Raw genomic sequence first — 22,406 nt, 5'->3', positions numbered from 1 at the left:
CTTTTTTATGGCACGTACAATTCTTTATAGTTACAAAAATGAAGACAAAACGCTTATTTTCTCGTACGAGAAACATCGCAATATTCACGAAGCCGTCGCTGAAGAAGAAGGCATCGACATTCGCGAGTATTTGAAGATGGAACAACAAATCGAAGCGATTTCGAGCACTAAAGCGGTTCGTGACTACAGAGACAATCACTTCAGAAAGTTGGGATTCGGAAAGATAACCCTAGCCAAGAAAGAAAACCTAGGCGTTGGCAAGAAGAAAGACGACTAATAGCAACGAAAAAGCCCCGTAGATCAGTTCTACGGGGCTTTTTTATTTGTCACTCAGCAAGTTGTCGTGAGGCTAATTAAGCGACTACTTAATGTTTAAGAATGCGGCGCCACGTACACCACCGGAATCACCGTGCTTCGCTTTGATGATCTTCGGTACTTTTGCTACTGAAAGTAGGTATTTAGGAATACGCTTTGGTAGCTCTTCATAAATTAGGTCATAGTTAGATAAGCCACCACCAAGTGCGACAACATGTGGGTCTAACTGAGTGAACAGGTTCGCAAAGCAAATTGCCAACAGTTCCATGAAACGCTCAACGTGTTCTACCGCTTTTTCATCACCCTCTGCTTGACGCTTAATGATGTCGATCGCTTTTACTTGCTCGCCGTAATAATGTGCATACAACAATTCAAAGCCACGGCCAGACAAGTAATTATCAATACAGCCTTTCTTATCACAGCCACATTGCAACAACGGCGCGTTTTCGCCTAAGTGAAACCAAGCGTCAATAGGCAATCGAGCATGGCCCAGTTCACCCGCAACGTGATTACGGCCAGAGAATACTTTACCATCAATGACGATACCGCCACCAAAACCAGTGCCTAAAATTAAGCCAAGTACAGACGGCTCGTCGGCTAACTCTTCATCCCATGCTTCAGACAATGCAAAGCAGTTTGCGTCGTTATCGATACGTACAGTTCGGCCAATTTTGGCTTCTAAATCAGTACGTAGCGGTTTGCCTTTTGCTGCTGGAACATTAGTTGTAAGTACAGTACCGTCATCGGCGTCTTCCATTCCTGGAATACCAATACCGATGGTGCCCTCAGTTTTGAACTCTTGATCGTACTTCGCAACCATTGCTGCGATAGTTTCAACCAGTTTAGTGTAATCGTCTCCTGGTGTAGGAACACGCTCCGTCGCAACACGTTCAAGCTTTTCATTGAAAGCCCCAAACTCTATTTTCGTGCCGCCGACATCAAAGCCGTAATACATATTTCTCTCCTAGAATGTGTATCAATAGATAAAATATAACTGAGTGACATTATCCATAAATTGCCCCTACAATCCGTGACCCAGAGCTGATTAATAATGTGAGCTAGGCCGACTGCTTATTACGTACACGACATAACAGAACGAATTCACTCTTAACTCGTTATTTTTCTGACAGTTTATCAAAACCATTTTCAATATAGGATGCGAGACAAGGTTTACTTAAATCGGGCTTAATTCGAGTCTTACTGAGCATGTAGCTTTCATTAAACACATCAAACCAACTGGCCAATACGTCCGCAGCGTTTGCCTCTCCAGCCTCACCAATGACAAGGCTTGCCACTTCTGCTGTCGCTAAATGATTTTCATTTTCGGACTTTCTCATGATGTATTGCGAGACAACACTCGGATTTACTGAAAATACCGGTAGATTTTCCAAATAAGATGACTTTCTGAACATCTTACGTGCTTCTCGCCAACTACCATCCAAAAATATCAACAATGGTTTCTTATTAGCATTAAACATCGCGGTAGAGCACTCAAATGAAGCAACCAATCTGTTATTGTTTTCAACATACTCTTCGGGAAAAACAATAATGGGTTGATATTGTTCATCCGCTAAAATCGCGAGCATGTCTTCATCCGGTTCAGTACGATTCCAGGCAAATCCGTAGGTTTCTTTGATAACATCGGCAATCAATCGGCCCGTATTACTTGGTTTCAGTATTTCGTTGTCAGACATAATGATCATTGCAGCCAACTCACTGTCAACATTAGGTTGGTATTGGCAAGTACAATGAGGAATCGCAATTTGGCAATAAGAGCAACGTTTTACCTTTGCTCCTCGAGCATTAAAAGGTTTTGTCGATCTTTCTAATCGTGTTTGATAAAGCGTGTGTAATTGATGAATTCGCATATGATAATAGACTGACAGTAAAAACGGCGCGATTGTAGCACAGCAAGGAGTGAACGCTATGGATAATCAAACAAGCATCAGGCTCGCATTCTTTTTATCAGTATTGGTGCTTTGTGCATTATGGGAGTTTGCCACACCAAGAAAAGCACTGACCCAAAGCAAATGGGTTCGTTGGAGTAACAATCTTGGCCTCGTTGGGTTAAACAGCCTTATTTTGGCTATTATCATGCCATTAATGGCGATAGATGTGGCTTTGCTGGCCCAACAGCATGGGTTGGGTTTGTTCAACCTCACTTCCTTGCCTTTATGGCTTAATATCATATTGTCTGTCGTGTTACTCGATGCCACTATCTATTTTCAGCATCGATTATTTCATACCACGCCTTGGCTTTGGCGATTACATCGCATGCATCATGCGGATCAAGATATTGATGTGACCACGGGAGCAAGGTTTCACCCCATCGAGATACTGCTTTCTATGGCCATTAAGATGGCGGCTGTGGTGGTTTTTGGTGTTTCTCCCATAGCCGTTCTCATCTTTGAAGTGGTACTCAACGCCAGTGCCATGTTCAACCACAGTAATGCAAAGCTTAATCTCCCTATTGATAAGTGGTTACGGCGCGTAATCGTAACGCCCGACATGCACCGTGTTCACCACTCTGTCATTGTTAAAGAAACCAACTCTAACTATGGGTTTTTCTTGTCAATATGGGATCGAATGTTCGGCTCATACTGCGGTCAACCTGAACTTGGGCACAACAAAGTGGTTATTGGTTTACCTTACTTTCGCAAGCCTCAGGAGCAACATATCTGGCATATGCTGCTTCAACCTTTTAAAGCTTTTCGCCCTAACGACAAGCGTTAACGATTGGCACTAAGTCAGGGCGTACTTATTCAGCATGGCTTGCTGCTGTGCGCCTATATCTGCCACTTCTTCTGCGCTCGCAATAAGGGTCTCTAATTGCAGTTTGGTTCGGTCACCTTGGCTGGAAATATGGCGGATGTTTTCACTGACCTCATTGGTGGTTCTTTCCTGCTCCTCCGCCGCAACGGAAATCTGCTCTACTCGCTGATGAATTTGCCCAATAGACAATTCAATCTCTGAGAAGGTTTGCTTAACGTCTTCACTAGATTGCATGGCATGCGTCATCTCACCTCGGCTATCAGAGACGGCTCCTTTCACCCTATGGGCGGCAGATTGGAGTGATTGCATCATGATCCGTATATTGCCCGTCTGCTTGCTGGTGTTACTTGCGAGGTGACGAACTTCATCAGCGACCACCGCAAAGCCTCGGCCTTGCTCCCCTGCTCTTGCGGCTTCTATGGCGGCATTAAGCGCTAATAAATTGGTGTTCTCAGCAATATTGCTGATCACGTCGACCACATCGCTGATCTCACCCACTTTAATTTCCAACTCCGCCATTGAGTGTTCGTTCGTTTGGAGCGTTTTTTCTAGTGCCTGTAAACGAAGTGTGTTGCCCTCGATGGCTTTTCTGCCTTGCTGAGAATGGTGAGTTGCTTGCTGAGCAACGTCGGTGGACTGGCAGGTCACCTGAGCGATCTCTTTGATGGCCGACTGCAAGTCACTGATCGTTTCCACCATATTTTGTAACGCGCTATTTTGCGCATTAAGGCTTTGATTGGTTTGGTCAGCCGCACTTTGGCTCGTTTCTGCGGTACGGTATAAAGTTTGACAGTTGTGGCTAACGCAGATGAGTGACTCTCGGGTGTTTTCTATCACTAGGTTTAGCTGTGAAGCGATGAGCTTCATTTCTTGCGGCCCTTGCAAATCGGCTATTTGGTTAAATTGATGCTCGTTCAGCGCAGCCATCGGCTTGGTGATCGCCAATAAACCTTTTTTCAACCACTTACGTAGTCCGATCGCAAATATGAATATCATTATAACCATCACCGCGGTGCCTATAGAAAGCAGTGTCGCGATGCGACTGATTTCACTTGAAACGGTCACCTTGCTGTCGTCCATGAGTCGCTCTGCTTGCTTTGACAGCGCATTTAGAAGAATGATTGTGGCTTCCACGTCTTGGCCAGCAATTCTCAACGCCGATTTCTGCTGTTCTACTAATTCAATTTTTGCTAGCAGCAACTTTAGTACGCCGTTTGGCTTAAATCCATCTTTCACCATACTGTAAGGCGCAGTAAGGCTCGCAAACTCCGCAGCATCTGGATACCACACCATAAAGTCGTCATAAGCCAACTCGATGCCTGCTATGCGGTTTCTCATTTCGCGATAAGCAACTTGGGCTTTGTCTTTGTCTTGTTCCATCAATAACATCAAAAATGTGCTTTCCATAGAGCTTGCACTGGCAATAAACCGGCTAGCGGCATCTGCGGCTTCAGGATTTTCATCGATAAAAAACAGACTTACTCGATTCATTTCCGGGCCAATCGAGCTTAAACCGTAGCGAAAACCCGGCACCACTTCATCCAGGTCAGATTGGGTAATCAAAATTTGTTTTTGTAACTGGAGGACATTAGACGCAGTGTGGGCCAATCCGTCTAAACGTTCGCTCAATTCGTTTTTCTGACTTGTCGTGATAACTTGCGAAAACTGGGAAGAGATATCCAATAACTGATTACGCTGCGTATCTGCGACTTGCGCTAGGTCGGTATAGCTTTGAGCTATAACTGAAAGTTCATTCGCAGAATCTGAACCTATTCCGAGGTTCAACGTTTTTACTTGAGTTAGAACATTTTGGGTTAGGTTTGCGTTATTCGTTGAAAGTGGTAGGGTTTTATTAGCTAATACAGAAAATTGTTCACCGACTCGTTCGATCCCTTTAACACTGATATACGACAGCCCAGACACGAGCAAAATAATACTAAAGAACACCATCGAGCTAATCTGTATTACTGAAAGAGAAAATCCAATTTTTTTTAAGTTACGCATCCATTATCCTACATAAGCCACTGGCTAAGTGAGTATTGATACGGATACTACGTACTTTTTATGACATTTATATTTCTGACTCTTGGGTTCAAAGGCATGAACAATCAGCTATTTACAGTACTATCAGCAATAATTATTACCTTATCACTCAATGGATGTTCGAGTGCGCCTAGAGATAATACAAATCTTGATATCACGAGCCGTCATTCAACCGCGCAAACCGATCATGTGATGAGTAAAATCTATAAAGAATGGAATGGTGTGCCTTACCGCTGGGGAGGAACAAACAAATCTGGCATCGATTGCAGTGCGTTTACCCAAGTTGTTATGCTGGAGTACAGCCAAACCAATTTACCAAGAACGACGCATCAACAAGTCAACGTGGGCAATAAGGTTTCGTTCAATAACGCTAAAGTCGGTGATTTGGTTTTCTTTAAGGTGAGCCGAAAACAAAAACATGTCGGCGTCTATATTGGGGGGAATGAGTTCATGCATGCCTCGACATCAAAAGGAGTCATCATTTCAAGATTAGATAACCCCTATTGGGCAGACGCTTTTTGGCACTTTCGAAGAGTAAATTAGTCGTAAGTCGCGACGGCGGAGTCAAATAGGTTTTTAACCAACGCAATGTATTCGTCCAAAAACATGATTTGCTCATTGGTTGCTTTTTTCATCCAAGCTCCCGCTAGTACTTCGCCAAGATCTTCGGCGACAGAATCGGCTTCTTTAAGTAACTGGAATCTAACGCTTGAGTGAAGCTCTGGGTTTTGCTCGAATAAAGACATGATATTCGTTACGATCAAGTCGGTCGCAACATCTTCTATACTTTCGTCACCCGTATCTCCCTCTGCGCGAGCAAAAATATCTAGGTTCATTGTAAGATGCTCAATCAGAGCCAGATAGCCATCGGTTTCTACTACCACTATTCATCTCCACCTGTTGGTGTGTTTAATTTCTCTATACCGTTAATATTATGCTAACTCTGAACATATTGACACATCGATTTATGGCTACTTATCACTTTCTTCGAAGATTGTAGACCGATTTCGTCCATTTTGTTTGGACGAGTATAACGCTTTGTCTGCCGACTCTAGCCATTGTAGGTAATTTTGCATCGTTGGCTTATACTCACAAATGCCTAAGCTAATAGTGTAAGAAATTTGTTCACCATCAGCATCAACCAAAGACTTTTCAATTCGATGTCTTAATCGCTCTGCAAAAAACAACGCTTGATCAGACGATGTATTGGGCAAAAGTGCGGTGAACTCTTCGCCACCATAGCGACCACAGCTATCACCTTGTCTGGCGGTTTTCTTTAAAAGATAGGCGGTATTTCTAATGACGCCATCTCCTGCGCTGTGCCCATAGGTATCGTTGACCTTTTTAAAGAGATCAATGTCAAAAATGACCAAGGTCGCCGTTGAAGACAAAGTTTCACATTGGCTAAACTGTTCGCTTAGACAAAGCTCCCAGTGAGCTCTATTGTAAAGTCCTGTTAGGCCATCAGTGCGGCTTAAATGACTCAATTTTTGGTTGGATTCACGTAGATGCAGTTTTTTCTTAGCGATATCAGAAACATCGTGGATCATTAAACATATGTGGGTAACGTCGCCACCCAGTGAGTGCAATGGCATGAACACGATGTTTTGATACATAACCGATACTCCATTGGATACCGGCGAAAAGTTGTTAAATTTGAAAAGATACTCTCGGTCTTCCCAAGACGAGAATCCTCTCATTTTCAATTTCCGAGCAGAATTCATTTTCGCTTTAAGCCAATGACTCGGTAAATCAGGAAAGAAATCGAATACGCTTTTTCCGATAATAAACTCGGCTTCAATGCCGCTGTACGAACGCATAAAGCTATTCCAGGTACACACGTTGCAATCTAAATCCAGAACAACCAAACCGGTATCCATGTTGTCCATGATTTGCAGTGCCATATGAAATTCAGCAATTTCGTCGTTAACCTTAGTCATTTAAAAACTCTCCATGACTCGTTTTATTGCACCAACAGAGAGTGGGTCCACTAAAAACAACACTTCACATTCGAAATCTGCATTTTCGGCAACATACGTGTATTCCACCGTAAATATCTCTTCATATTGCCCTAATCCGATTGAGTTAATCTCTTGGTGGAAATAATCAATCACTGACGGCTGTCTGAGTGAAAATAGGACGTTGATTTGTTCACTCAAAGAGATAAGGTAAGAAGATACTAGAAGGTTGGCAATGTTGAGCACGACTTCATTAAAGGTATATTCGCCCACCTTATAACTTAGCTGCTCACCCATTTTGTGTATGTGCTCTCCACGCATGCAAACTAATGCCTCACCATGGATACCACCACCAACGAACCGTTGAGCGACGGCGACAGAGCCTTCACGATGCAGTACGTCCTCAAGCATCATGGTCAGCTCACCGCTACTCAACACGCCGACATGTGGGATCGGAATCTGGATAAACTGACCAAAGTGATCCGATAAGATCGCCGCCCCCCGACCTAATGCTATATTAGTGATCTCACGAAACTTGGAGAGTGGATCTATAGAAGGAGATGTCGATGCGTGGCTACGAGGATCATGGTATCTGAGGTTTAGGTTTTCAAACAATGGACGCGCAACGTCTGGTTTTAATGGCTTTTCGATAAAAGCATACGCTCCTAACTGCATGCACCTTTGCTGGGCTGCCAACTGAACGTCACCTGATACCACAACCACCTTGGTTGGATGCTTAGAGACAGGAAGCGCAGTCAAAACCTCATAACCATCCATTATCGGCATAGTAAGATCTAGAAAAAGCACGTCGATATTTTGTTCTACTAGAATGGCTAATGCTTCATTGCCATCCTCTGCATACTGTATATTTAAGTGTTCCAACTCGGCGATGCAGCGAGACAACGACTTCCGAGCTAATGCGGAATCATCGCAAATTAGTACTTTCATATTAACGGCTTGGGCTAACTTTCCTGAATCAATGTCACACTATAACCGTTTGATTCAATATCGCTATTGATTATCGAAATAGATAGATTAAAACCGGATTCATCTCACATCTAAAGCTTAGATTTTCTACTATCTATATCTTTGGTTCTTCTAAACTTTCGAACGAAATGTGTTCGAACTAACAGCAAAGAACTCATTTTTTGAGCTAGTATGTAAAGGGAATGACTTCAACTTAGGAGTTTACTATGTGGCAATCACTTTCAAAGCAACTTTCTGAAGTGCTTATGTTTGACTTCAAAATAGTTGAAAAAACTCAGCTAGACGGTGGCGACATTAGCAAATGCTATATGATCTCAGACGGAGAGCAGAGATATTTTGTAAAAGTTAATGAGCGTGATTTCTTTCCTCGATTCGAGTTAGAGGCAGAGGGCATAAAGAAACTTAGTGAAAGTAACTCGGTACTTGTTCCAGAAGTCATTCATATCGGATACTGCAAAGATCAAGCATTCATCATCTTGAACTTTCTTGCGGCAAAACCATTGGAAAGTGCCAAAGCAAGCTACAAATTTGGTCTCCAACTAGCAAAATTGCATCAATCTGATGAGCAAGGTGAGTACGGGTACGATCACGACAACTATGTTGGCTCAACGTTACAGCCGAATAAGTGGAATAAAAGTTGGGCACGTTTCTTTTCTGAACAGAGAATTGGGTGGCAACTGCAACTGCTTAAAGAAAAAGGCATTTCTTTTGGGGCTGAACAAACCATTGTCGATTTTGTTTATAAAGAACTAAAAAACCATAACCCTACCCCATCTTTACTGCATGGCGACTTATGGCATGGCAATGTGTCGAATACAGCGTTTGGACCAATTTGTTACGATCCTGCCTGCTATTGGGGTGATCCCGAATGTGATATTGCGATGACTGAATTATTCGGCGGTTTCATGCCCGACTTTTACGTGGCCTATGAAAGCGTTCGTCCACTCGGTCTCGAATACCAATCACGCAAGCACATCTATAACCTTTACCATGTGCTTAATCACTGCAACTTATTTGGCGGACCTTACCTCGACCAAGCTCAAGAAATGATCGAATCCATGATGAAAGCTTACACCGAGTAGTACCTATTTGATGTAACGAATTATTTCGATTTATCTATCTGCTTTATAAAGGGAATTTAAATAGAGAAAGCCAAGGATTCCAGTGTTATTGGCTTTTTTAATCATGATATTTTGCGATTGACCAAGAGTAATAGCACCAAGTTTTGAACTAGATCCAGTTTCTAACTCGGTTTTTCACGGTTTCTAGCGTTGACTCAATTATAGGACTTAATTAACTCCGAATAACAACTTCCCACACTATGATGAAAATAGAGCAATCGATTTCCTATTAAGGTGTAAGGCGGATTAGATGAACAATTATACAGAGAAGAACGTGAAATGCCCGCATTGCGGTCATATGATTGGGATAACGCTAGATGCTTCAAATGGAAGCCAAGAATTCTACGATGATTGCCCAGCTTGTTGCCACGCCATCCACCTAAATATGATGGTGGATGAACAACACGACAATATTCAATTATTTATTGATGCCGATGACGAGCAAATTTTTTAGTTTTGATTAATAAGGAGCCTATCTTGGCTCCTTTTTATTATCTAACATGCTTTAACTATTTGGAAAACTTACGCTATTTGGAAACCTAGTGGCTAACGTTCGCTCTACCGTATCAACAATAGCTTGTGTCTGAGGATCAAACTCAATATTAACTGAATCCCCCTCTTGTCTTTGCCCAAAAAGAGTACGGCTTAACGTTTCTGGAATAAGGTGGACGCTAAATGCATTACCTTCAACTTCGCCTATCGTTAATGAACAACCGTCAATGCCAATGTAGCCTTTAGCTAACACGTATTTCATCACGTCTGATGATGCAAATTCAAACCATATGGTGCGGTTATTTTCCGTATCGATCACTCGTTTAATGATAGCGATCTGAGATATATGACCAGACATAGAGTGCCCACCAATCTCATCGCCAAACTTCGCAGCTCGCTCAAAATTGATCAACGACCCGACTTCACATTCACCTAAATTGGTTAACTTCAGTGTTGCTTGCATTAAGTCAAAGCTCACATGATTACCCGCAATTTTAGTTACGGTTAAACAGCATCCGTTATGCGCGACTGATGCACCAATTTTTAGGCCATCACTATATGGCGCTCCGAGCTCAATCACGTGTGTTTGGAATTCGGTTTTCTTATCGATAGAGACAATCTTCGCCATCCCTTGCACAATGCCTGTAAACATACGTTCTCCTAATTACGTCACCAATTTCAGCTAGAGTATAAAAAATCGCTGATTTAGTTGGATATTTGATTGGTATCTTACCGACTATTGATTACTATCTCCAAATTAAAATTCATTATCATTTTTCTTACCTTGCTACGTTTGGAGCATCTTTTGCATCGTTATCGCACTGAAGCATCACAACTTATAAAACTGGCGACCCCTGTTCTAATTGCGTCTATCGCACAAACGGGAATGGGCTTTGTTGATACCATTATGGCTGGTGGGGTAAGCCCTACAGACATGGCAGCCGTGGCAATTGCTACCAGTGTTTGGCTACCGTCAATTTTGTTTGGTATCGGTTTATTGTTGGCTTTGGTCCCTATCGTGGCTCAACTGAACGGTTCTGGCCAACGAGAGCGTATTCCCTTTGAGCTTCAACAAGGCATTGCACTGGCTTTGATCGTTAGCATTCCAATCATCCTAGTGCTACTACAAACACAATGGATCTTAAGCTGGATGGATGTAGAACCGCTCATGGCTGAAAAGGCTAACGGCTATATGTACGCGGTCATGCTAGCGGTACCTGCATTTTTGTTGTTTCAAACCTTACGAAGCTTTACTGATGGCATGTCATTAACCAAGCCAGCTATGGTCATCGGTTTCCTCGGTCTATTGCTTAACATCCCTTTAAACTGGATTTTTGTATACGGGAAATTTGGTGTGCCTGCGCTTGGCGGAGTCGGCTGTGGCGTTGCAACGACCATCGTTTATTGGGCCATGTTTGGTCTAATGCTCGTGTATATATTGACCTCAGATCGCATTAAGTACATGGGTCTATTTGAACGATTCCATAAGCCTGAATTTAAAGCGATCAAGCGTCTGTTTGGGTTAGGCTTTCCAATTGCAGCTGCCATGTTTTTTGAAGTGACGTTATTTGCTATCGTCGCGTTAATGATTGCACCATTAGGCGCGTTAACCGTGGCCGCCCACCAAGTCGCGATGAATTTCTCATCGTTAGTATTCATGTTACCTCTTAGTATTGGCTCAGCGGTAAGTATTCGGGTTGGCCATAAACTCGGGGAGAATAATGTCGAGGGCGCTAAGATTTCTTCTCACGTTGGAATCCTCGTTGGCTTTGCCATGGCTACGACAACCGCTGTGTTAACGGTCTTGTTCAGAGAAGAAATCGCTCAACTGTATACTAACGACCCACAGGTTATCGCAATGGCAGGCGGCTTAATGCTCTTAGCGGCTATTTATCAATGTACGGACTCAGTTCAGGTTATTGCTGCTGGCGCATTACGTGGCTATAAAGACATGAAAGCCATTTTTAACCGCACTTTTATCGCTTATTGGGTATTTGGGTTGCCAATGGGGTACATATTGGGCCTAACGGATTGGATAACACAGCCTTTGGGGGCGACCGGTTTTTGGATTGGTATCATTATTGGGCTTACGTGCGCTGCAGTCATGCTCAGCATCCGCTTATTTTGGATGCACCGTCAAAGCGATGAATTTCAGCTGGAATCTTCGGCTCAATAACTACGTACCACGCACCCATATTCTTCGCCACTTTAGAGACGCAGACGGCAAGTACGCCTTCGTTCTCTAAGTGGCTTCTTTATTCACTCACTAAACACTACTCTTCAAATCTTTCCCTTAAAAATCGAGCAAATCTCGGTATTCCAGAATGAGTAACGCCGTTATACCGATACGTGATTGTTGAACCGATTTCTGGAGGGTTTCTTCTCTCCTCATCAGTTAACCCGGAGCCAATAAAGAATGTTTTACCATCAGAATTAAGAACCTTTAGTGATCCAAGCATCCCGGTGTACTTGCCTTCGCCCGGTTTATATCCAATGACTTTAGCTTCTGCATCTTGATGTTTCTTGACCTTTAATAACTCATCAGAACGCCCGGCATTATATAATCCGGTCGATTTTCTCAGCATTAACCCCTCGCCCGACTTTTCTTCAATGTTGTCTAACATCGACAGCAGTTCAACTTCACTATTGATTGGCGAGTGCAGCACCTCTTTTATATGGTCTTGATCGATGTGCCTAACCCAATGCAAAATATCATAATATCTTTTTCTATAGTCTCCTGCCGCTTGAGGCAGATCGAAAAGCATAAAGTCTATATGTCTCCATAAGTTTTCATCTGGCTCTTTATCTAGTACTGTATTTTGCACCAAATTAAAGTTACCTCGCCCAGCCCAAAGTTCACCCTCTATTTTCATACTCGGCAACGAAGACGTAAACCAGTCCGGCGTGTGGATTTTGTTTCCGTTTTTGGTGAGTAATTGGCTTCCATCCCAAATCGCTCTGATCCCGTCCAGTTTCTCGCTGACCCAATAATCATCCAGTGCCATTCCTGGCTTATAGCTTTTCGCTAGTACGATTTCCTGATACACATCACCTCGGTAAAGCTGACTGTTAACCGCAGCCGCTGGGCATGTGGCTAACGCCCAAAAGACACATGTGGCTATTGCTGTTCTTTTCACAAATCGTAACCTCAGCAGTAAAATCATAGAGTTTCATATTGCCAGCTACGCTTGAGAAATACCGAATCAAAGAAAAGGAATGCGACCAGTTTGGCGCTAGTTGAGTATTCACTTGAAATTTTGCATAGCTCAAAATAGTCGCTCGCTGTATTTACTACGTAATCAAAGCTCATAACGTGGCTTTATCAACAAAAGAGATTAAAAATACAACAATGCGATCATATAGTCGCCAACCAGTTCAAAAACATGAAATTTATACTTGCACGGATGAAACCCGTTCGTTACTATCTCCCTCGTTCTAAGGAATATGCCCGCTTAGCTCAGTTGGTTAGAGTACTTGCATGACATGCAAGGTGTCACTGGTTCGAGTCCAGTAGCGGGCACCATATTCCACAAAATTAGAACATCGCCCGCTTAGCTCAGTTGGTTAGAGTACTTGCATGACATGCAAGGTGTCACTGGTTCGAGTCCAGTAGCGGGCACCAAATTCGTTCTTAAAGAACAAACACAAAGCCCGCTTTTATAGCGGGCTTTGTTGTATCTATAGGCTAGGTTCTGCTACCGGTAAGCTATCACCGATAACAGATCCAACGAATGCATATCCAGCCTAAACGCTGTCTGATGGTTTCGATGTGTTCATATTTTCTTCGTCGATAGCATCTGCATAGCCTTTCGGTGGTGGTGTCCACTCCCTTTCCAATAGCGAGTGCCTACCTCGTTTGTCTTTTTTCATGTGATGATCAAACTGTTCTTCGAGCTCGATGAACAACTTACGGAAATTAGCCCCAACTTGATTCGACTCCGGATCTCGCATGGTCCACTCGGAATAAAGAGCATCTGAGTTAATTTCATCGATGTGTTTAAATGTGTGCTTCTGCTGTTCAATGAAGAAAGGATGTAAGCCTAGATGTTTCAACGTATGGCCACCGAGCTCCAAGGCAGAATAGTAAGTTTCTGATTCAATCACATCCGCTCCTGCGTCTCGCAGTTGATACGTGTGCCTCCTGTCAAACGCTCTTGCAATGACAGTGACATGCGGATAGGTATGCTTCACGTATTTAACCAGCTCGATGCTCGCTTCTCGGTTGTCAATCGCTACAACGAACGCACTGGCCTCTTCTATACCGGCGGTATGTAATAACTCGGGGCGAGTTGCGTCACCAAAATACGATTTAGTGCCAATTTGGCGCATTAAATCCACTTGAGCCGCCTGGTAATCCAACACCACGGTTTTTATTCCGTTCGTGACTAACAACCGGTTGATGATCTGTCCTACTCGGCCAATCCCCGCGATAATGACTGTTCCTTTTTCATCAACGTGATCTTGTTCTTGATCGTTTGCTTGTTGCTCGAATCGAGGTTTGATTACTTTATCAAACAGGATAAATAGCCCTGGCGTTAAGAACATCGACAACGCCACAACAAGGGACAACATTTGAGCGATGTCTGTTGGTAGTACATGGTTTGTGACCGTAAAGCCAAGTAGCACAAAACCAAACTCTCCGGCTTGCGCCAAACTTAACGTTACTAGCCAGCGATCGCTGCCTTTAATTCGAAAGATCAGTGCAAGTAAATAGAGTACTGAGCCTTTGATCACAATGACGCCCAATGTCAGTAGGATGACGAGGCCAAAATCATTGAACAACACGGTGAAGTCGATACCCGCTCCAACGGTAATAAAGAACAGGCCAAGCAACAACCCTTTAAACGGTTCTATATTCGATTCTAACTCGTGGCGAAATTCACTGTTTGCCAATACAACGCCAGCCAAAAACGTGCCTAACGCTGGCGATAGACCCACTAAGCTCATCAAGGCGGCAATGCCTATCACTAACATCAATGCCGTTGCGGTAAATATTTCACGTAAGCCAGAGTCGGCGACCATTCGAAACAATGGACGACTCAAGTAATGACCGCCCACGACGACAATCGCAATGGACGCCGTGATCACTAGACCATACATCCAACTTGATAGACCAGCCACCAAGTTAAGTTCTTCATGATGATCCGCGGTAGAGGCCATCTTATTGGCGAGTTCTACCAGTTCAGGTATCGCAAGCAAAGGAATAAACGCCAGCATGGGAATCACGGCTATATCTTGAAACAGCAAGATGGAGAACGCGTTCTTTCCACCATCCGTCTTATTAAGACTCTTCTCGTTAAATGTCTGCAATACAATCGCAGTGGAAGACAGTGAGAAAACCAAACCTATGGTTAGAGCAATATTCCAATCTTGCCCAAACTGCATGGCGATGATCATAACCAATGCTGTGGTACCACCGACTTGCAAACCGCCCAAGCCCATTAAACGATGACGCATGGCCCATAACATTTTAGGTTCAAGCTCTAAACCGACCAAAAACAGCATCATAACGACGCCGAATTCAGCAAAATGCTGTATAGCGGATGTCTCTTCGCCAACTAGCCCAATCACAGGGCCAATAACCACGCCGGCGATTAAGTATCCCAGCACAGAGCCAAGTCCGAGTTTTTTCGAGATAGGCACGGCGATAACCGCAGCAAGTAGGTAAACAAATGCCTGTAGAAATATTCCCGTCACTGGCTTTCTCCCATGGATAGCATGTCTAGGTGGTTAAGCTTATCTAGGTGTTGCGCTTCTTTAAGATCCACTTTGTCTGTCACTAGGCCATCAAGAAGCGTTATCCATTTATTGACGTGCTCTGTTATTCGCCCCTCTTCTGCTGCTGTCCTTGAGCCAAATAGAGTAAAGGGAGCGAGATAACGCATTCCCGTCAATGAAGCCATCTGTTCTAAAGGATGAAGTAGCTCTCTTATCGTGAAATGGTTATACCCATCAGTCTGATAGGCATCTTGTTTTCCGCCAGCTGACAGTGCACAGAAAAAGGTTTTACCATAAAGCGCCGTGCCCTCATTACCGTATGCAAATCCGTACTCTAAGACAAGATCTTGCCACTCTTTCAATATTGCGGGTGTGGAATACCAAAATAGCGGAAACTGGAAGATAACAACGTCGTGATCGCGAAGCCTTTGCTGCTCCCTCTCGATATTGACATTAAAGGTTGGATACTCAGCGTATAGGTCGATTGCCGTTACCCCTTTGGCAACCATGGCGGCATCAAATAACGGTTGATTAACTTCAGAGCGATGTTGGGATGGGTGTGCGAATAGCACTAGAACTCTATTTCTTTCCATAATGACACCTAGGTGATAACGGCCATTGCCGATCAGTACGTCCTTGTTCAGTTGACTGTACTTATTAAGCTCGCATTATAGATGATAGTTAAATGATTTATATTATTAAAGTTTTACTTGTTTCGATTTTGGCTTAAAACAACAGACATAAAAAAAGCAGGCGTAAAAGCCTGCTTTTTAAGTTTAACTCTTACTAAAGTTAGTCACGCAATGCAGCGCCAAACTTCTCAGAGATTGAAGCAACGATAGCATCAACCGCGCCAGCGATGTCTGCATCTTCAAGCGTACGTTCTAGTGATTGTAAACTAAGTGCGATAGCAAGGCTCTTCTTACCTTCCTTTACACCTTTACCTACGTAAACGTCAAACAGTTGTGCATCCGTTAGGAATTCACCACCAGCAGCAAGGCAAGCATCAACAATGTCGCCAGACAATACTGCGTCGTCTACCACTACTGCGATATCACGACGGTTTGCAGGAAACTTAGATACCGCTACCGCTTCCGGAAGCACGCGAGTATTGATAGCAGCCCACTCAATTTCAAACACGATAGTGCGACCGTTTAGGCCAAACTTGCGCTCTAATTCTGGATGAACAGTACCAATGATACCCACTTCTTTGCCGTCTACGATAATTGCCGCAGTTTGACCTGGGTGAAGTGCTGGGTGCTTCGCCGCTTTAAAGCTGTAAGCTTTGTCGTTAGCCGTCAGCTCAAGTACCGCTTCTAGGTCACCTTTAAGATCGAAGAAATCAACGGTGTTGGTTTCAATGTCCCAGTGCTCTTCACCACGTGTACCAGCAATAACGCCCGCTAGCATCATTTCTTGACGCATGCCGTTTTCAGCCGTTACTTCAGGGATGAAACGTAGGCCTGACTCGAATAAACGAACGCGAGACTGTTGACGCTTCTGGTTGTGAACAACGGTGTTTAGTAGGCCTTGAATCAAACCAAGACGCATCGCTGACATATCCGCAGAGATTGGGAATGGCAGGATCAGTGGCTCTACACCTGGAACAACCAATTTTTGCTGTTCTGGTTCAACAAAGCTGTACGTGATTGCTTCGTGGTAACCACGGTCAACAAGAAGGTCACGAACGCGTTTAAGCGGTTGGTTTGCTTCTTTGTGATCGTTCATCTTCAGTGCAGCCACTGGAGATTGGTTTGGAATGTTGTCGTAACCGTAAATACGGCCAACTTCTTCGATAAGATCTTGCTCAATAGCAATATCAAAACGCCAAGCAGGAGAAACTGCCGTCCAACCTTCTGAGGTCGTTTCTACATCACAACCAAGACGCGTTAAGATCTCAACCACATCCGTAGATGGAATTTCGTGGCCTAATAAGCTGTCTAGCTTAGCGCGACGAAGTGCAACTGTGTTTGCTTTTGGCAAATCAGCCTCAGACTCGCTGCCATTTACAGGAGCAACATCACCACCACAAATATCAACGAGAAGCTGGGTTGCACGCTCCATTGCCGCTGCTTGAAGTGTTGCGTCTACACCACGTTCAAAACGTAGCGAAGAATCTGTGTGCAAGCCGTATGCACGAGCACGACCACGGATATGGTCTGGTGCGAAGAATGCCGCTTCTAGAAGAACGTCTGTTGTTTCAGTAGTCACACCAGACTCTTGACCGCCAAAGATACCCGCAATTGCTAGTGCTTTGTTTTGGTCAGCAATAACCAGAGTTTTGCTGTTTAGCTCTGCTTCATTACCATCTAGAAGTGTTAGCTTTTCGCCCTGCTCTGCCAGACGAACCACGATACCGCCTTCGATCTTAGCAAGATCAAATGCGTGCATTGGTTGGCCTTGCTCTAGCATCACGTAGTTTGTGATGTCTACAACTGGATCGATTGAACGGATACCACAACGACGCAATTTTTCTTGCATCCAAAGTGGAGATTCTGCTTTCACGTTTACGTTCTTAACCACACGACCAAGGTAGCGTGGACACGCATCCGTTGCTTTGATTTCAACTGATACTGTGTCTTCGATGCTTGTCGCAACCGCTTCTACAGAAGGCTCTGTTACGTCTGCACGGTTCAGAACGCCAACTTCACGAGCAAGGCCACGGATGCTGAAACAGTCTGCGCGGTTTGCTGTTAAGTCTACGTCGATAGCAACGTCGTTAAGCTCTAGAAGCTCACGAACATCCATACCAAGAGCCGTCCCTTCTGGAAGCTCAAGGATGCCGTCTGATTCAACGTCGATACCTAGCTCAGAGAAAGAACAAAGCATGCCGTGCGATGGAACGCCGCGCAGTTTTGCTTTCTTAATTTTGAAGTTACCAGGAAGAACAGCGCCAACGGTAGCAACGGCTACTGTTAGGCCAAGACGACAGTTAGAAGCACCGCATACGATGTCTAACAGCTCTTCTTCACCAATATCAATTTTTGTTACTTGAAGTTTGTCGGCGTCTGGGTGCTGACCGCACTCAACCACTTTACCCACTTTAACGCCGGTGAACTCACCAGCAACTGGAGCCACTTCGTCAACTTCCAAACCAGCCATTGTGATTTGGTGTGCAAGTTCTTCGCTGTTTACTGCAGGTTTAACCCACTCACGTAGCCAAGATTCACTGAATTTCATTTTACTGCCCCTGACTTACTTGAATTGTTTAAGGAAACGAAGGTCGTTCTCGAAGAACGCACGAAGGTCGTTTACGCCGTATCGAAGCATTGTTAGACGCTCAACACCCATACCGAAAGCAAAACCAGAGTATTTCTCAGGGTCGATGCCAACAGAACGAAGTACGTTCGGGTGAACCATGCCACAGCCAAGTACTTCTAACCATTTGCCATCTTTACGCTTCACGTCAACTTCAGCTGAAGGCTCTGTGAACGGGAAAAATGAAGGACGGAAACGCACTTCTACTTCTTCTTCAAAGAAGTTACATAGGAAATCGTTCAACACACCTTTAAGCTGTGCAAAGTTTACGTTTTCGTCTACTAGCATGCCTTCCACTTGGTGGAACATTGGCGTATGCGTTTGGTCGTAATCGTTACGGTAAACACGGCCCGGCGCAATAAAGCGGAACGGTGGTTTGCCATTTTCCATCGTACGGATCTGAACACCTGATGTGTGCGTACGCAGCATGAGATCAGGGTTAAAGAAGAACGTATCGTGATCAGTACGAGCTGGGTGATCGTCGGCAATGTTCAATGCATCAAAGTTATGGAATGCATCTTCAATTTCAGGGCCCGACTCAGTGCTAAAGCCAAGTTCACCAAAGAACTGCTCAATACGCTCAACGGTACGAGTAACTGGGTGTAGGCCACCGTTTTCAATGCGACGACCAGGAAGGCTCACATCGATAGTTTCTTCAGCCAGTTTCGCTTCTAGCTCAGCACGTTGAAGTGCGTCTTTGCGAGCAGCAATCGCTTGTTGAACAGCGCCTTTCGCTTTGTTGATCTCTTGACCAGCAGTGCGACGCTCTTCAGGTGGAAGTTTACCTAGGCTTTGCAGTTGAAGGGTTAGTTCGCCCTTTTTACCTAAATACTGAACACGCACTTCATCAAGTGCGACTAACGACTCAGCCGAATTAATGGCAGCCGTTGCATTAGCAATGATCTCTTCTAGATGTTGCATCGTTTCCTCATCTACCCTCGGGCAGTGTCCCTGAAGGATGGTTTGGTGTTTTTATATGCCGTACATAGTAATCAAACCAGCCCATAAAGCCAAATTGAAATGCAATATGAATGAGTTATTGGTTAATAACAGGGCGATTTCTAAGGATTTGAGGTGACAATGCAATAAATCGTGGTTTATCGAGGTGGCTGACCTTGGCTAGCATCACCAAGTATTACTGATATTCTTAGTTAACTTGCAGGCATACCGCTGATCTGCTCCAGCCTGACTGGAGCAGATCACATTTTATGCTTACCGTCAGTTGCACACTTAAACTTACGTGCTGCTTTCGGGATTAAATCCTGACGCTTCATGCTGGCAGCAATGGTTTTAACATTATGGCTATCACCGTTCTCAGCCAGTTCCATCTGAATACGTCTTGAGCCATCTCGTTTTTTGCTAGCGTCAAAAGCTTCTTTGACCTTGGTATCAAACCTTTGCCGAACTGACTCACGTTGAATCGCCTTGTGGCGATTCTTAACCCAATAATAAAACCCAGTTCGAGAAACTCCGAACACCTTAGCCATACGGGCAACACTGAAGCTCAGCAGGTGTTCGAGCATAAATTCATAGCAATTTACTTTAGATTTCTCGCGAAGTAGGTCGCGGCCTTTTTTACGATTTCTAGCTCTTCTGCTTGCTCAGCCAATAGTCTTTTTAGCTTAGCTACTTCAACGGCCAGTTATGGTTCTCGCTGGCTAATATTGCTGTTTTTCATTGTAGCCTTTCGCCATCCTTAGAGCTGAGATTCATGTAACGTGAGCTGTCTTGCGGCTCCAGCTACTCCCACTTTCTCTGCTAGCTTCAGGGTCTCTGCTTTAAATTCAGGAGAATCGATAATACGTTTCTTCTTACTTGTCATGATTCACCTCATTAGTGATTGTACTCACTTAACTCAGTGTCCAAAACTGCTAGTGCGTATCACAATAAGCTGTCCCAACAACTGTAGCCACACGCGTTACAGAACACAGCGCATCAATTTCATCGTCTTTGGTTAATTCTTTCCCATTATTAATTTTTGCTGTTAGTGATGTTAATGTATATATCGCTTGCAATACCTACCTTTCCAGATGAAAGCTTTATAGCTTTTTCAGCAAAATCATTTGGCACATATTCAGCAAATTTACCTAAAACAATGACTGTGGACTGTATCGCTGCGTCTACAACATTGCCTGTTTTTTCATCTTTTTAACATCATTAGACATTTGTCAACCTATAATTTTATTTTGACTCTTCGCACATATCACTGGATACCATTAAAAAGAAGATTTCTCTATTATATACATCTCTAAATACATGTTTTACTCCTCCTAACTCTGATGCTTTTGATATATATTCAGAATACTTACAAGTCATATCAATCGCTTCAGACTGCCAACTATTCAACGCTTTTTTTGAAAGTCTGTCCTTATCCGCATTATTATTAATTGCAATAACACTTATAATGCACTTATCTAATACTGGAGGAGCATGATAAACTCCACCTTCGTCAGGTTTCGAACCATATGCGGCATCTTTTAATTGAAAATATAGCTCTCTCACCTCTTCACCACAATTGCTACTGGCATGTGCATTAATTGAGAACAAGAACATTATTACAAATATACCGAGAGGAATACTAAAGCAATACTTCATAATTACCTCCAGTTTGTATAAAATCTAGCTTTAGAAATAAGTAGCCTGGATATACATAGTCATTCTTTATACCCTCATCTAGAACAAATTTCGAGAGCGCGAAATCTGGGGCAGATTGGCCATGTTGGATCAATACGACGTCATGTTCAAAAAGTAATTTGATCAAACCCTCTACTGGATTATTGAAGAAAATATGTCGACCTCCTGACAATAGATACCTTTCTAAAATGCTTTTCCTTGCCCATGAACCATACAAGATAAAGTCAAAACCTAAGCTTTCTGGCTTTATTAATAGATTATCAACGCTCTGTTCAGAGTCATTCCATCGTCTCATACCATTTCTTTGGCTTTATAAATTTCACCGCAATATAAAGAAGTATGGGGAAATAATATGTGCTTAAAGTCACATACGCCCAACAATTGCCATTACACAGATCAATAGCGTGAGAGCAATCCATTGCGCACCAAAATACAAGGAACGCCTTATAAATATGTAGTGTTGCCTTTGCTTGCTACTAACAAACACGAAGTTACGGACGTTCACAAGGCCTTTATGTATAAGAAGAAGAGGAGATCGTAATCGAGGTTTATTTAGTCAACTCCATAAGCTATAACAGGAACCGAAGAGCTAGAATTAGTTGCGAAGATTGGAAAGTACACACACGTTGGTCAATTACCTTTAACCTGTCTTTTGATCACATTTCAGCTTAAAATCCATCAATTCATCCATTTTCTTGCTCAGATAGTATCCATTGAGCATATCTTGCAGTTTGTTCCAGCCAAGCCATATGGTTGCCCAGATAGCAATACCTGTTCGCTTAAAATCGTAGAAGCCTCCAAGCTTGGAAATGGCTTCGTATGCCCATTTGAGCGTAGGAACTTCGCTGGGTAGCTTTTAGGTGACACGTGGTGCTTTGTTTGACGAAGCCGAAAACCGTTTAACTGCTCAAATGGCAATCTTAGTCTACTTCACTCACAAAGATGCCATCATTCCTTCAGCCGAAGTGACCGCAATGCATAAAGAGAAAATTGAAAACTTTCTTGGCAAAATTTAGCCTATCAGTCTCCCTATAGACCGGAAATTGGCGCTCCATACCTAATCACCCATAACGAGCACGGCTCTCGATTTACGGCATCTACCATTCTT

The 22,406-nt window shown here is 43.6% G+C and carries 20 protein-coding genes, 2 tRNA genes and 2 pseudogenes; 9 read left to right on the top strand and 15 right to left on the bottom strand.

What is annotated here, in order from left to right; genetic code table 11:
* Positions 1–7: 7 nt before the first annotated feature.
* Complete coding sequence (locus tag QWZ04_RS02230) at positions 8–277, top strand: DUF2960 family protein (protein WP_290324535.1); 270 nt, start codon at positions 8–10, stop codon at positions 275–277.
* Positions 278–361: 84 nt separating this feature from the next.
* Here the strand turns inward: QWZ04_RS02230 and nagK are convergent, their stop codons facing one another.
* Positions 362–1,270, bottom strand: a complete 909-nt coding sequence (gene nagK / locus QWZ04_RS02225) for an N-acetylglucosamine kinase (protein ID WP_290324533.1) — start codon at positions 1,268–1,270, stop codon at positions 362–364.
* Between the two features lie 160 nt (positions 1,271–1,430).
* The gene (locus tag QWZ04_RS02220) at positions 1,431–2,183 is read right to left on the bottom strand and encodes a tRNA-uridine aminocarboxypropyltransferase (RefSeq protein WP_290324531.1); all 753 of its coding nucleotides are present in this window, start codon (positions 2,181–2,183) and stop codon (positions 1,431–1,433) included.
* Between the two features lie 58 nt (positions 2,184–2,241).
* Between QWZ04_RS02220 and QWZ04_RS02215 the strand changes: the two genes are divergently transcribed.
* Positions 2,242–3,048: a sterol desaturase family protein gene (locus QWZ04_RS02215; RefSeq protein ID WP_290324530.1), complete on the top strand. Its 807-nt coding sequence runs from the start codon at positions 2,242–2,244 to the stop codon at positions 3,046–3,048.
* Positions 3,049–3,057: 9 nt separating this feature from the next.
* On the opposite strand, the gene QWZ04_RS02210 is transcribed toward QWZ04_RS02215, so the two are convergent.
* The gene (locus QWZ04_RS02210) at positions 3,058–5,091 is read right to left on the bottom strand and encodes a methyl-accepting chemotaxis protein (RefSeq protein ID WP_290324528.1); all 2,034 of its coding nucleotides are present in this window, start codon (positions 5,089–5,091) and stop codon (positions 3,058–3,060) included.
* 60 nt (positions 5,092–5,151) lie between these two features.
* Between QWZ04_RS02210 and QWZ04_RS02205 the strand changes: the two genes are divergently transcribed.
* The gene (locus QWZ04_RS02205) at positions 5,152–5,673 is read left to right on the top strand and encodes a C40 family peptidase (RefSeq protein ID WP_290324526.1); all 522 of its coding nucleotides are present in this window, start codon (positions 5,152–5,154) and stop codon (positions 5,671–5,673) included.
* Here the strand turns inward: QWZ04_RS02205 and QWZ04_RS02200 are convergent.
* From QWZ04_RS02200 to QWZ04_RS02190, 3 genes are all read right to left on the bottom strand, one after another.
* Positions 5,670–6,014 (bottom strand): DUF3802 family protein, encoded by a 345-nt coding sequence (locus QWZ04_RS02200; RefSeq protein ID WP_102521483.1) that lies wholly within the window; start codon positions 6,012–6,014, stop codon positions 5,670–5,672. The genes QWZ04_RS02205 and QWZ04_RS02200 overlap by 4 nt on opposite strands.
* Before the next feature lie 87 nt (positions 6,015–6,101).
* A complete protein-coding gene (locus tag QWZ04_RS02195; protein ID WP_290324523.1) occupies positions 6,102–7,070 on the bottom strand; it encodes a sensor domain-containing diguanylate cyclase in 969 nt (322 codons plus the stop codon).
* Entirely contained in the window at positions 7,071–8,036 is a 966-nt protein-coding gene (locus QWZ04_RS02190) for a response regulator (protein WP_290324521.1), read from the bottom strand.
* Between the two features lie 245 nt (positions 8,037–8,281).
* Between QWZ04_RS02190 and QWZ04_RS02185 the strand changes: the two genes are divergently transcribed.
* A complete protein-coding gene (locus QWZ04_RS02185; RefSeq protein ID WP_290324519.1) occupies positions 8,282–9,157 on the top strand; it encodes a fructosamine kinase family protein in 876 nt (291 codons plus the stop codon).
* Positions 9,158–9,446: 289 nt separating this feature from the next.
* Positions 9,447–9,650: a CPXCG motif-containing cysteine-rich protein gene (locus tag QWZ04_RS02180; RefSeq protein ID WP_290324517.1), complete on the top strand. Its 204-nt coding sequence runs from the start codon at positions 9,447–9,449 to the stop codon at positions 9,648–9,650.
* A gap of 51 nt (positions 9,651–9,701) precedes the next feature.
* Here QWZ04_RS02180 and QWZ04_RS02175 read toward each other — a convergent pair whose 3' ends face one another.
* Positions 9,702–10,340, bottom strand: coding sequence for a riboflavin synthase subunit alpha (locus QWZ04_RS02175; RefSeq protein ID WP_290324515.1), 639 nt, complete (start codon positions 10,338–10,340; stop codon positions 9,702–9,704).
* A 153-nt stretch (positions 10,341–10,493) separates the two neighbouring features.
* Here QWZ04_RS02175 and QWZ04_RS02170 point away from each other — a divergent pair, with 153 nt between their 5' ends.
* Positions 10,494–11,864, top strand: coding sequence for an MATE family efflux transporter (locus QWZ04_RS02170; RefSeq protein ID WP_290324512.1), 1,371 nt, complete (start codon positions 10,494–10,496; stop codon positions 11,862–11,864).
* A 97-nt stretch (positions 11,865–11,961) separates the two neighbouring features.
* Here QWZ04_RS02170 and QWZ04_RS02165 read toward each other — a convergent pair whose 3' ends face one another.
* A complete protein-coding gene (locus tag QWZ04_RS02165) occupies positions 11,962–12,825 on the bottom strand; it encodes a DNA ligase (RefSeq protein WP_290324511.1) in 864 nt (287 codons plus the stop codon).
* A 309-nt stretch (positions 12,826–13,134) separates the two neighbouring features.
* Between QWZ04_RS02165 and QWZ04_RS02160 the strand changes: the two genes are divergently transcribed.
* Both QWZ04_RS02160 and QWZ04_RS02155 read left to right on the top strand, forming a co-directional pair.
* Positions 13,135–13,211, top strand: a tRNA-Val gene (locus tag QWZ04_RS02160).
* Between the two features lie 22 nt (positions 13,212–13,233).
* Positions 13,234–13,310, top strand: a tRNA-Val gene (locus tag QWZ04_RS02155).
* A gap of 122 nt (positions 13,311–13,432) precedes the next feature.
* Here the strand turns inward: QWZ04_RS02155 and QWZ04_RS02150 are convergent.
* The 7 genes and pseudogenes from QWZ04_RS02150 to QWZ04_RS02120 all read right to left on the bottom strand — a co-directional run bounded on the left by QWZ04_RS02150 (position 13,433) and on the right by QWZ04_RS02120 (position 21,593).
* Positions 13,433–15,385 carry a monovalent cation:proton antiporter-2 (CPA2) family protein gene (locus tag QWZ04_RS02150; protein WP_290324509.1) on the bottom strand — a complete coding sequence of 651 codons (1,953 nt, stop codon included), beginning with the start codon at positions 15,383–15,385 and terminating at the stop codon, positions 13,433–13,435.
* Positions 15,382–15,999, bottom strand: coding sequence for an NAD(P)H-dependent oxidoreductase (locus QWZ04_RS02145; RefSeq protein ID WP_290324507.1), 618 nt, complete (start codon positions 15,997–15,999; stop codon positions 15,382–15,384). Before QWZ04_RS02145 ends, QWZ04_RS02150 begins: the two co-directional genes overlap by 4 nt.
* Positions 16,000–16,198: 199 nt before the next feature.
* A complete protein-coding gene (pheT, locus tag QWZ04_RS02140) occupies positions 16,199–18,586 on the bottom strand; it encodes a phenylalanine--tRNA ligase subunit beta (protein WP_290324506.1) in 2,388 nt (795 codons plus the stop codon).
* A gap of 15 nt (positions 18,587–18,601) precedes the next feature.
* The gene (gene pheS, locus QWZ04_RS02135; RefSeq protein WP_290324503.1) at positions 18,602–19,585 is read right to left on the bottom strand and encodes a phenylalanine--tRNA ligase subunit alpha; all 984 of its coding nucleotides are present in this window, start codon (positions 19,583–19,585) and stop codon (positions 18,602–18,604) included.
* Between the two features lie 281 nt (positions 19,586–19,866).
* A pseudogene (locus tag QWZ04_RS02130) lies at positions 19,867–20,486 on the bottom strand (IS3 family transposase); the annotation flags it as partial.
* 359 nt (positions 20,487–20,845) lie between these two features.
* Positions 20,846–21,259, bottom strand: a complete 414-nt coding sequence (locus QWZ04_RS02125; RefSeq protein ID WP_290324502.1) for a hypothetical protein — start codon at positions 21,257–21,259, stop codon at positions 20,846–20,848.
* Entirely contained in the window at positions 21,243–21,593 is a 351-nt protein-coding gene (locus tag QWZ04_RS02120; RefSeq protein ID WP_290324500.1) for a hypothetical protein, read from the bottom strand. The genes QWZ04_RS02125 and QWZ04_RS02120 overlap by 17 nt, the downstream gene beginning before the upstream one ends.
* Before the next feature lie 565 nt (positions 21,594–22,158).
* On the opposite strand from QWZ04_RS02120, the pseudogene QWZ04_RS02115 reads away from it, so the two are divergent.
* A pseudogene (locus QWZ04_RS02115) lies at positions 22,159–22,314 on the top strand (putrescine carbamoyltransferase); the annotation flags it as partial.
* Positions 22,315–22,406 lie beyond the last annotated feature (92 nt).

Origin of the sequence: Vibrio tapetis subsp. quintayensis, from assembly GCF_030409945.1 — a bacterium.
Lineage (GTDB): Bacteria > Pseudomonadota > Gammaproteobacteria > Enterobacterales > Vibrionaceae > Vibrio > Vibrio quintayensis.
Note: the sequence above shows the minus strand (reverse complement) of the source record. Positions and strands in the feature narration are given on the sequence as shown.

Bases quoted from the DNA above. Each gene is read 5' to 3' on its own strand.
- QWZ04_RS02120 (WP_290324500.1), bottom strand. From the start codon at position 21,593: ATGAGACGATGGAATGACTCTGAACAGAGCGTTGATAATCTATTAATA.
- QWZ04_RS02175 (WP_290324515.1), bottom strand. From the start codon at position 10,340: ATGTTTACAGGCATTGTGCAAGGGATGGCGAAGATTGTCTCTATCGAT.
- QWZ04_RS02190 (WP_290324521.1), bottom strand. From the start codon at position 8,036: ATGAAAGTACTAATTTGCGATGATTCCGCATTAGCTCGGAAGTCGTTG.
- QWZ04_RS02220 (WP_290324531.1), bottom strand. From the start codon at position 2,183: ATGCGAATTCATCAATTACACACGCTTTATCAAACACGATTAGAAAGA.
- QWZ04_RS02185 (WP_290324519.1), top strand. From the start codon at position 8,282: ATGTGGCAATCACTTTCAAAGCAACTTTCTGAAGTGCTTATGTTTGAC.
- nagK (WP_290324533.1), bottom strand. From the start codon at position 1,270: ATGTATTACGGCTTTGATGTCGGCGGCACGAAAATAGAGTTTGGGGCT.
- QWZ04_RS02125 (WP_290324502.1), bottom strand. From the start codon at position 21,259: ATGAAGTATTGCTTTAGTATTCCTCTCGGTATATTTGTAATAATGTTC.
- pheS (WP_290324503.1), bottom strand. From the start codon at position 19,585: ATGCAACATCTAGAAGAGATCATTGCTAATGCAACGGCTGCCATTAAT.
- QWZ04_RS02230 (WP_290324535.1), top strand. From the start codon at position 8: ATGGCACGTACAATTCTTTATAGTTACAAAAATGAAGACAAAACGCTT.
- QWZ04_RS02215 (WP_290324530.1), top strand. From the start codon at position 2,242: ATGGATAATCAAACAAGCATCAGGCTCGCATTCTTTTTATCAGTATTG.
- QWZ04_RS02195 (WP_290324523.1), bottom strand. From the start codon at position 7,070: ATGACTAAGGTTAACGACGAAATTGCTGAATTTCATATGGCACTGCAA.
- QWZ04_RS02145 (WP_290324507.1), bottom strand. From the start codon at position 15,999: ATGGAAAGAAATAGAGTTCTAGTGCTATTCGCACACCCATCCCAACAT.
- QWZ04_RS02180 (WP_290324517.1), top strand. From the start codon at position 9,447: ATGAACAATTATACAGAGAAGAACGTGAAATGCCCGCATTGCGGTCAT.
- QWZ04_RS02205 (WP_290324526.1), top strand. From the start codon at position 5,152: ATGACATTTATATTTCTGACTCTTGGGTTCAAAGGCATGAACAATCAG.
- pheT (WP_290324506.1), bottom strand. From the start codon at position 18,586: ATGAAATTCAGTGAATCTTGGCTACGTGAGTGGGTTAAACCTGCAGTA.
- QWZ04_RS02210 (WP_290324528.1), bottom strand. From the start codon at position 5,091: ATGCGTAACTTAAAAAAAATTGGATTTTCTCTTTCAGTAATACAGATT.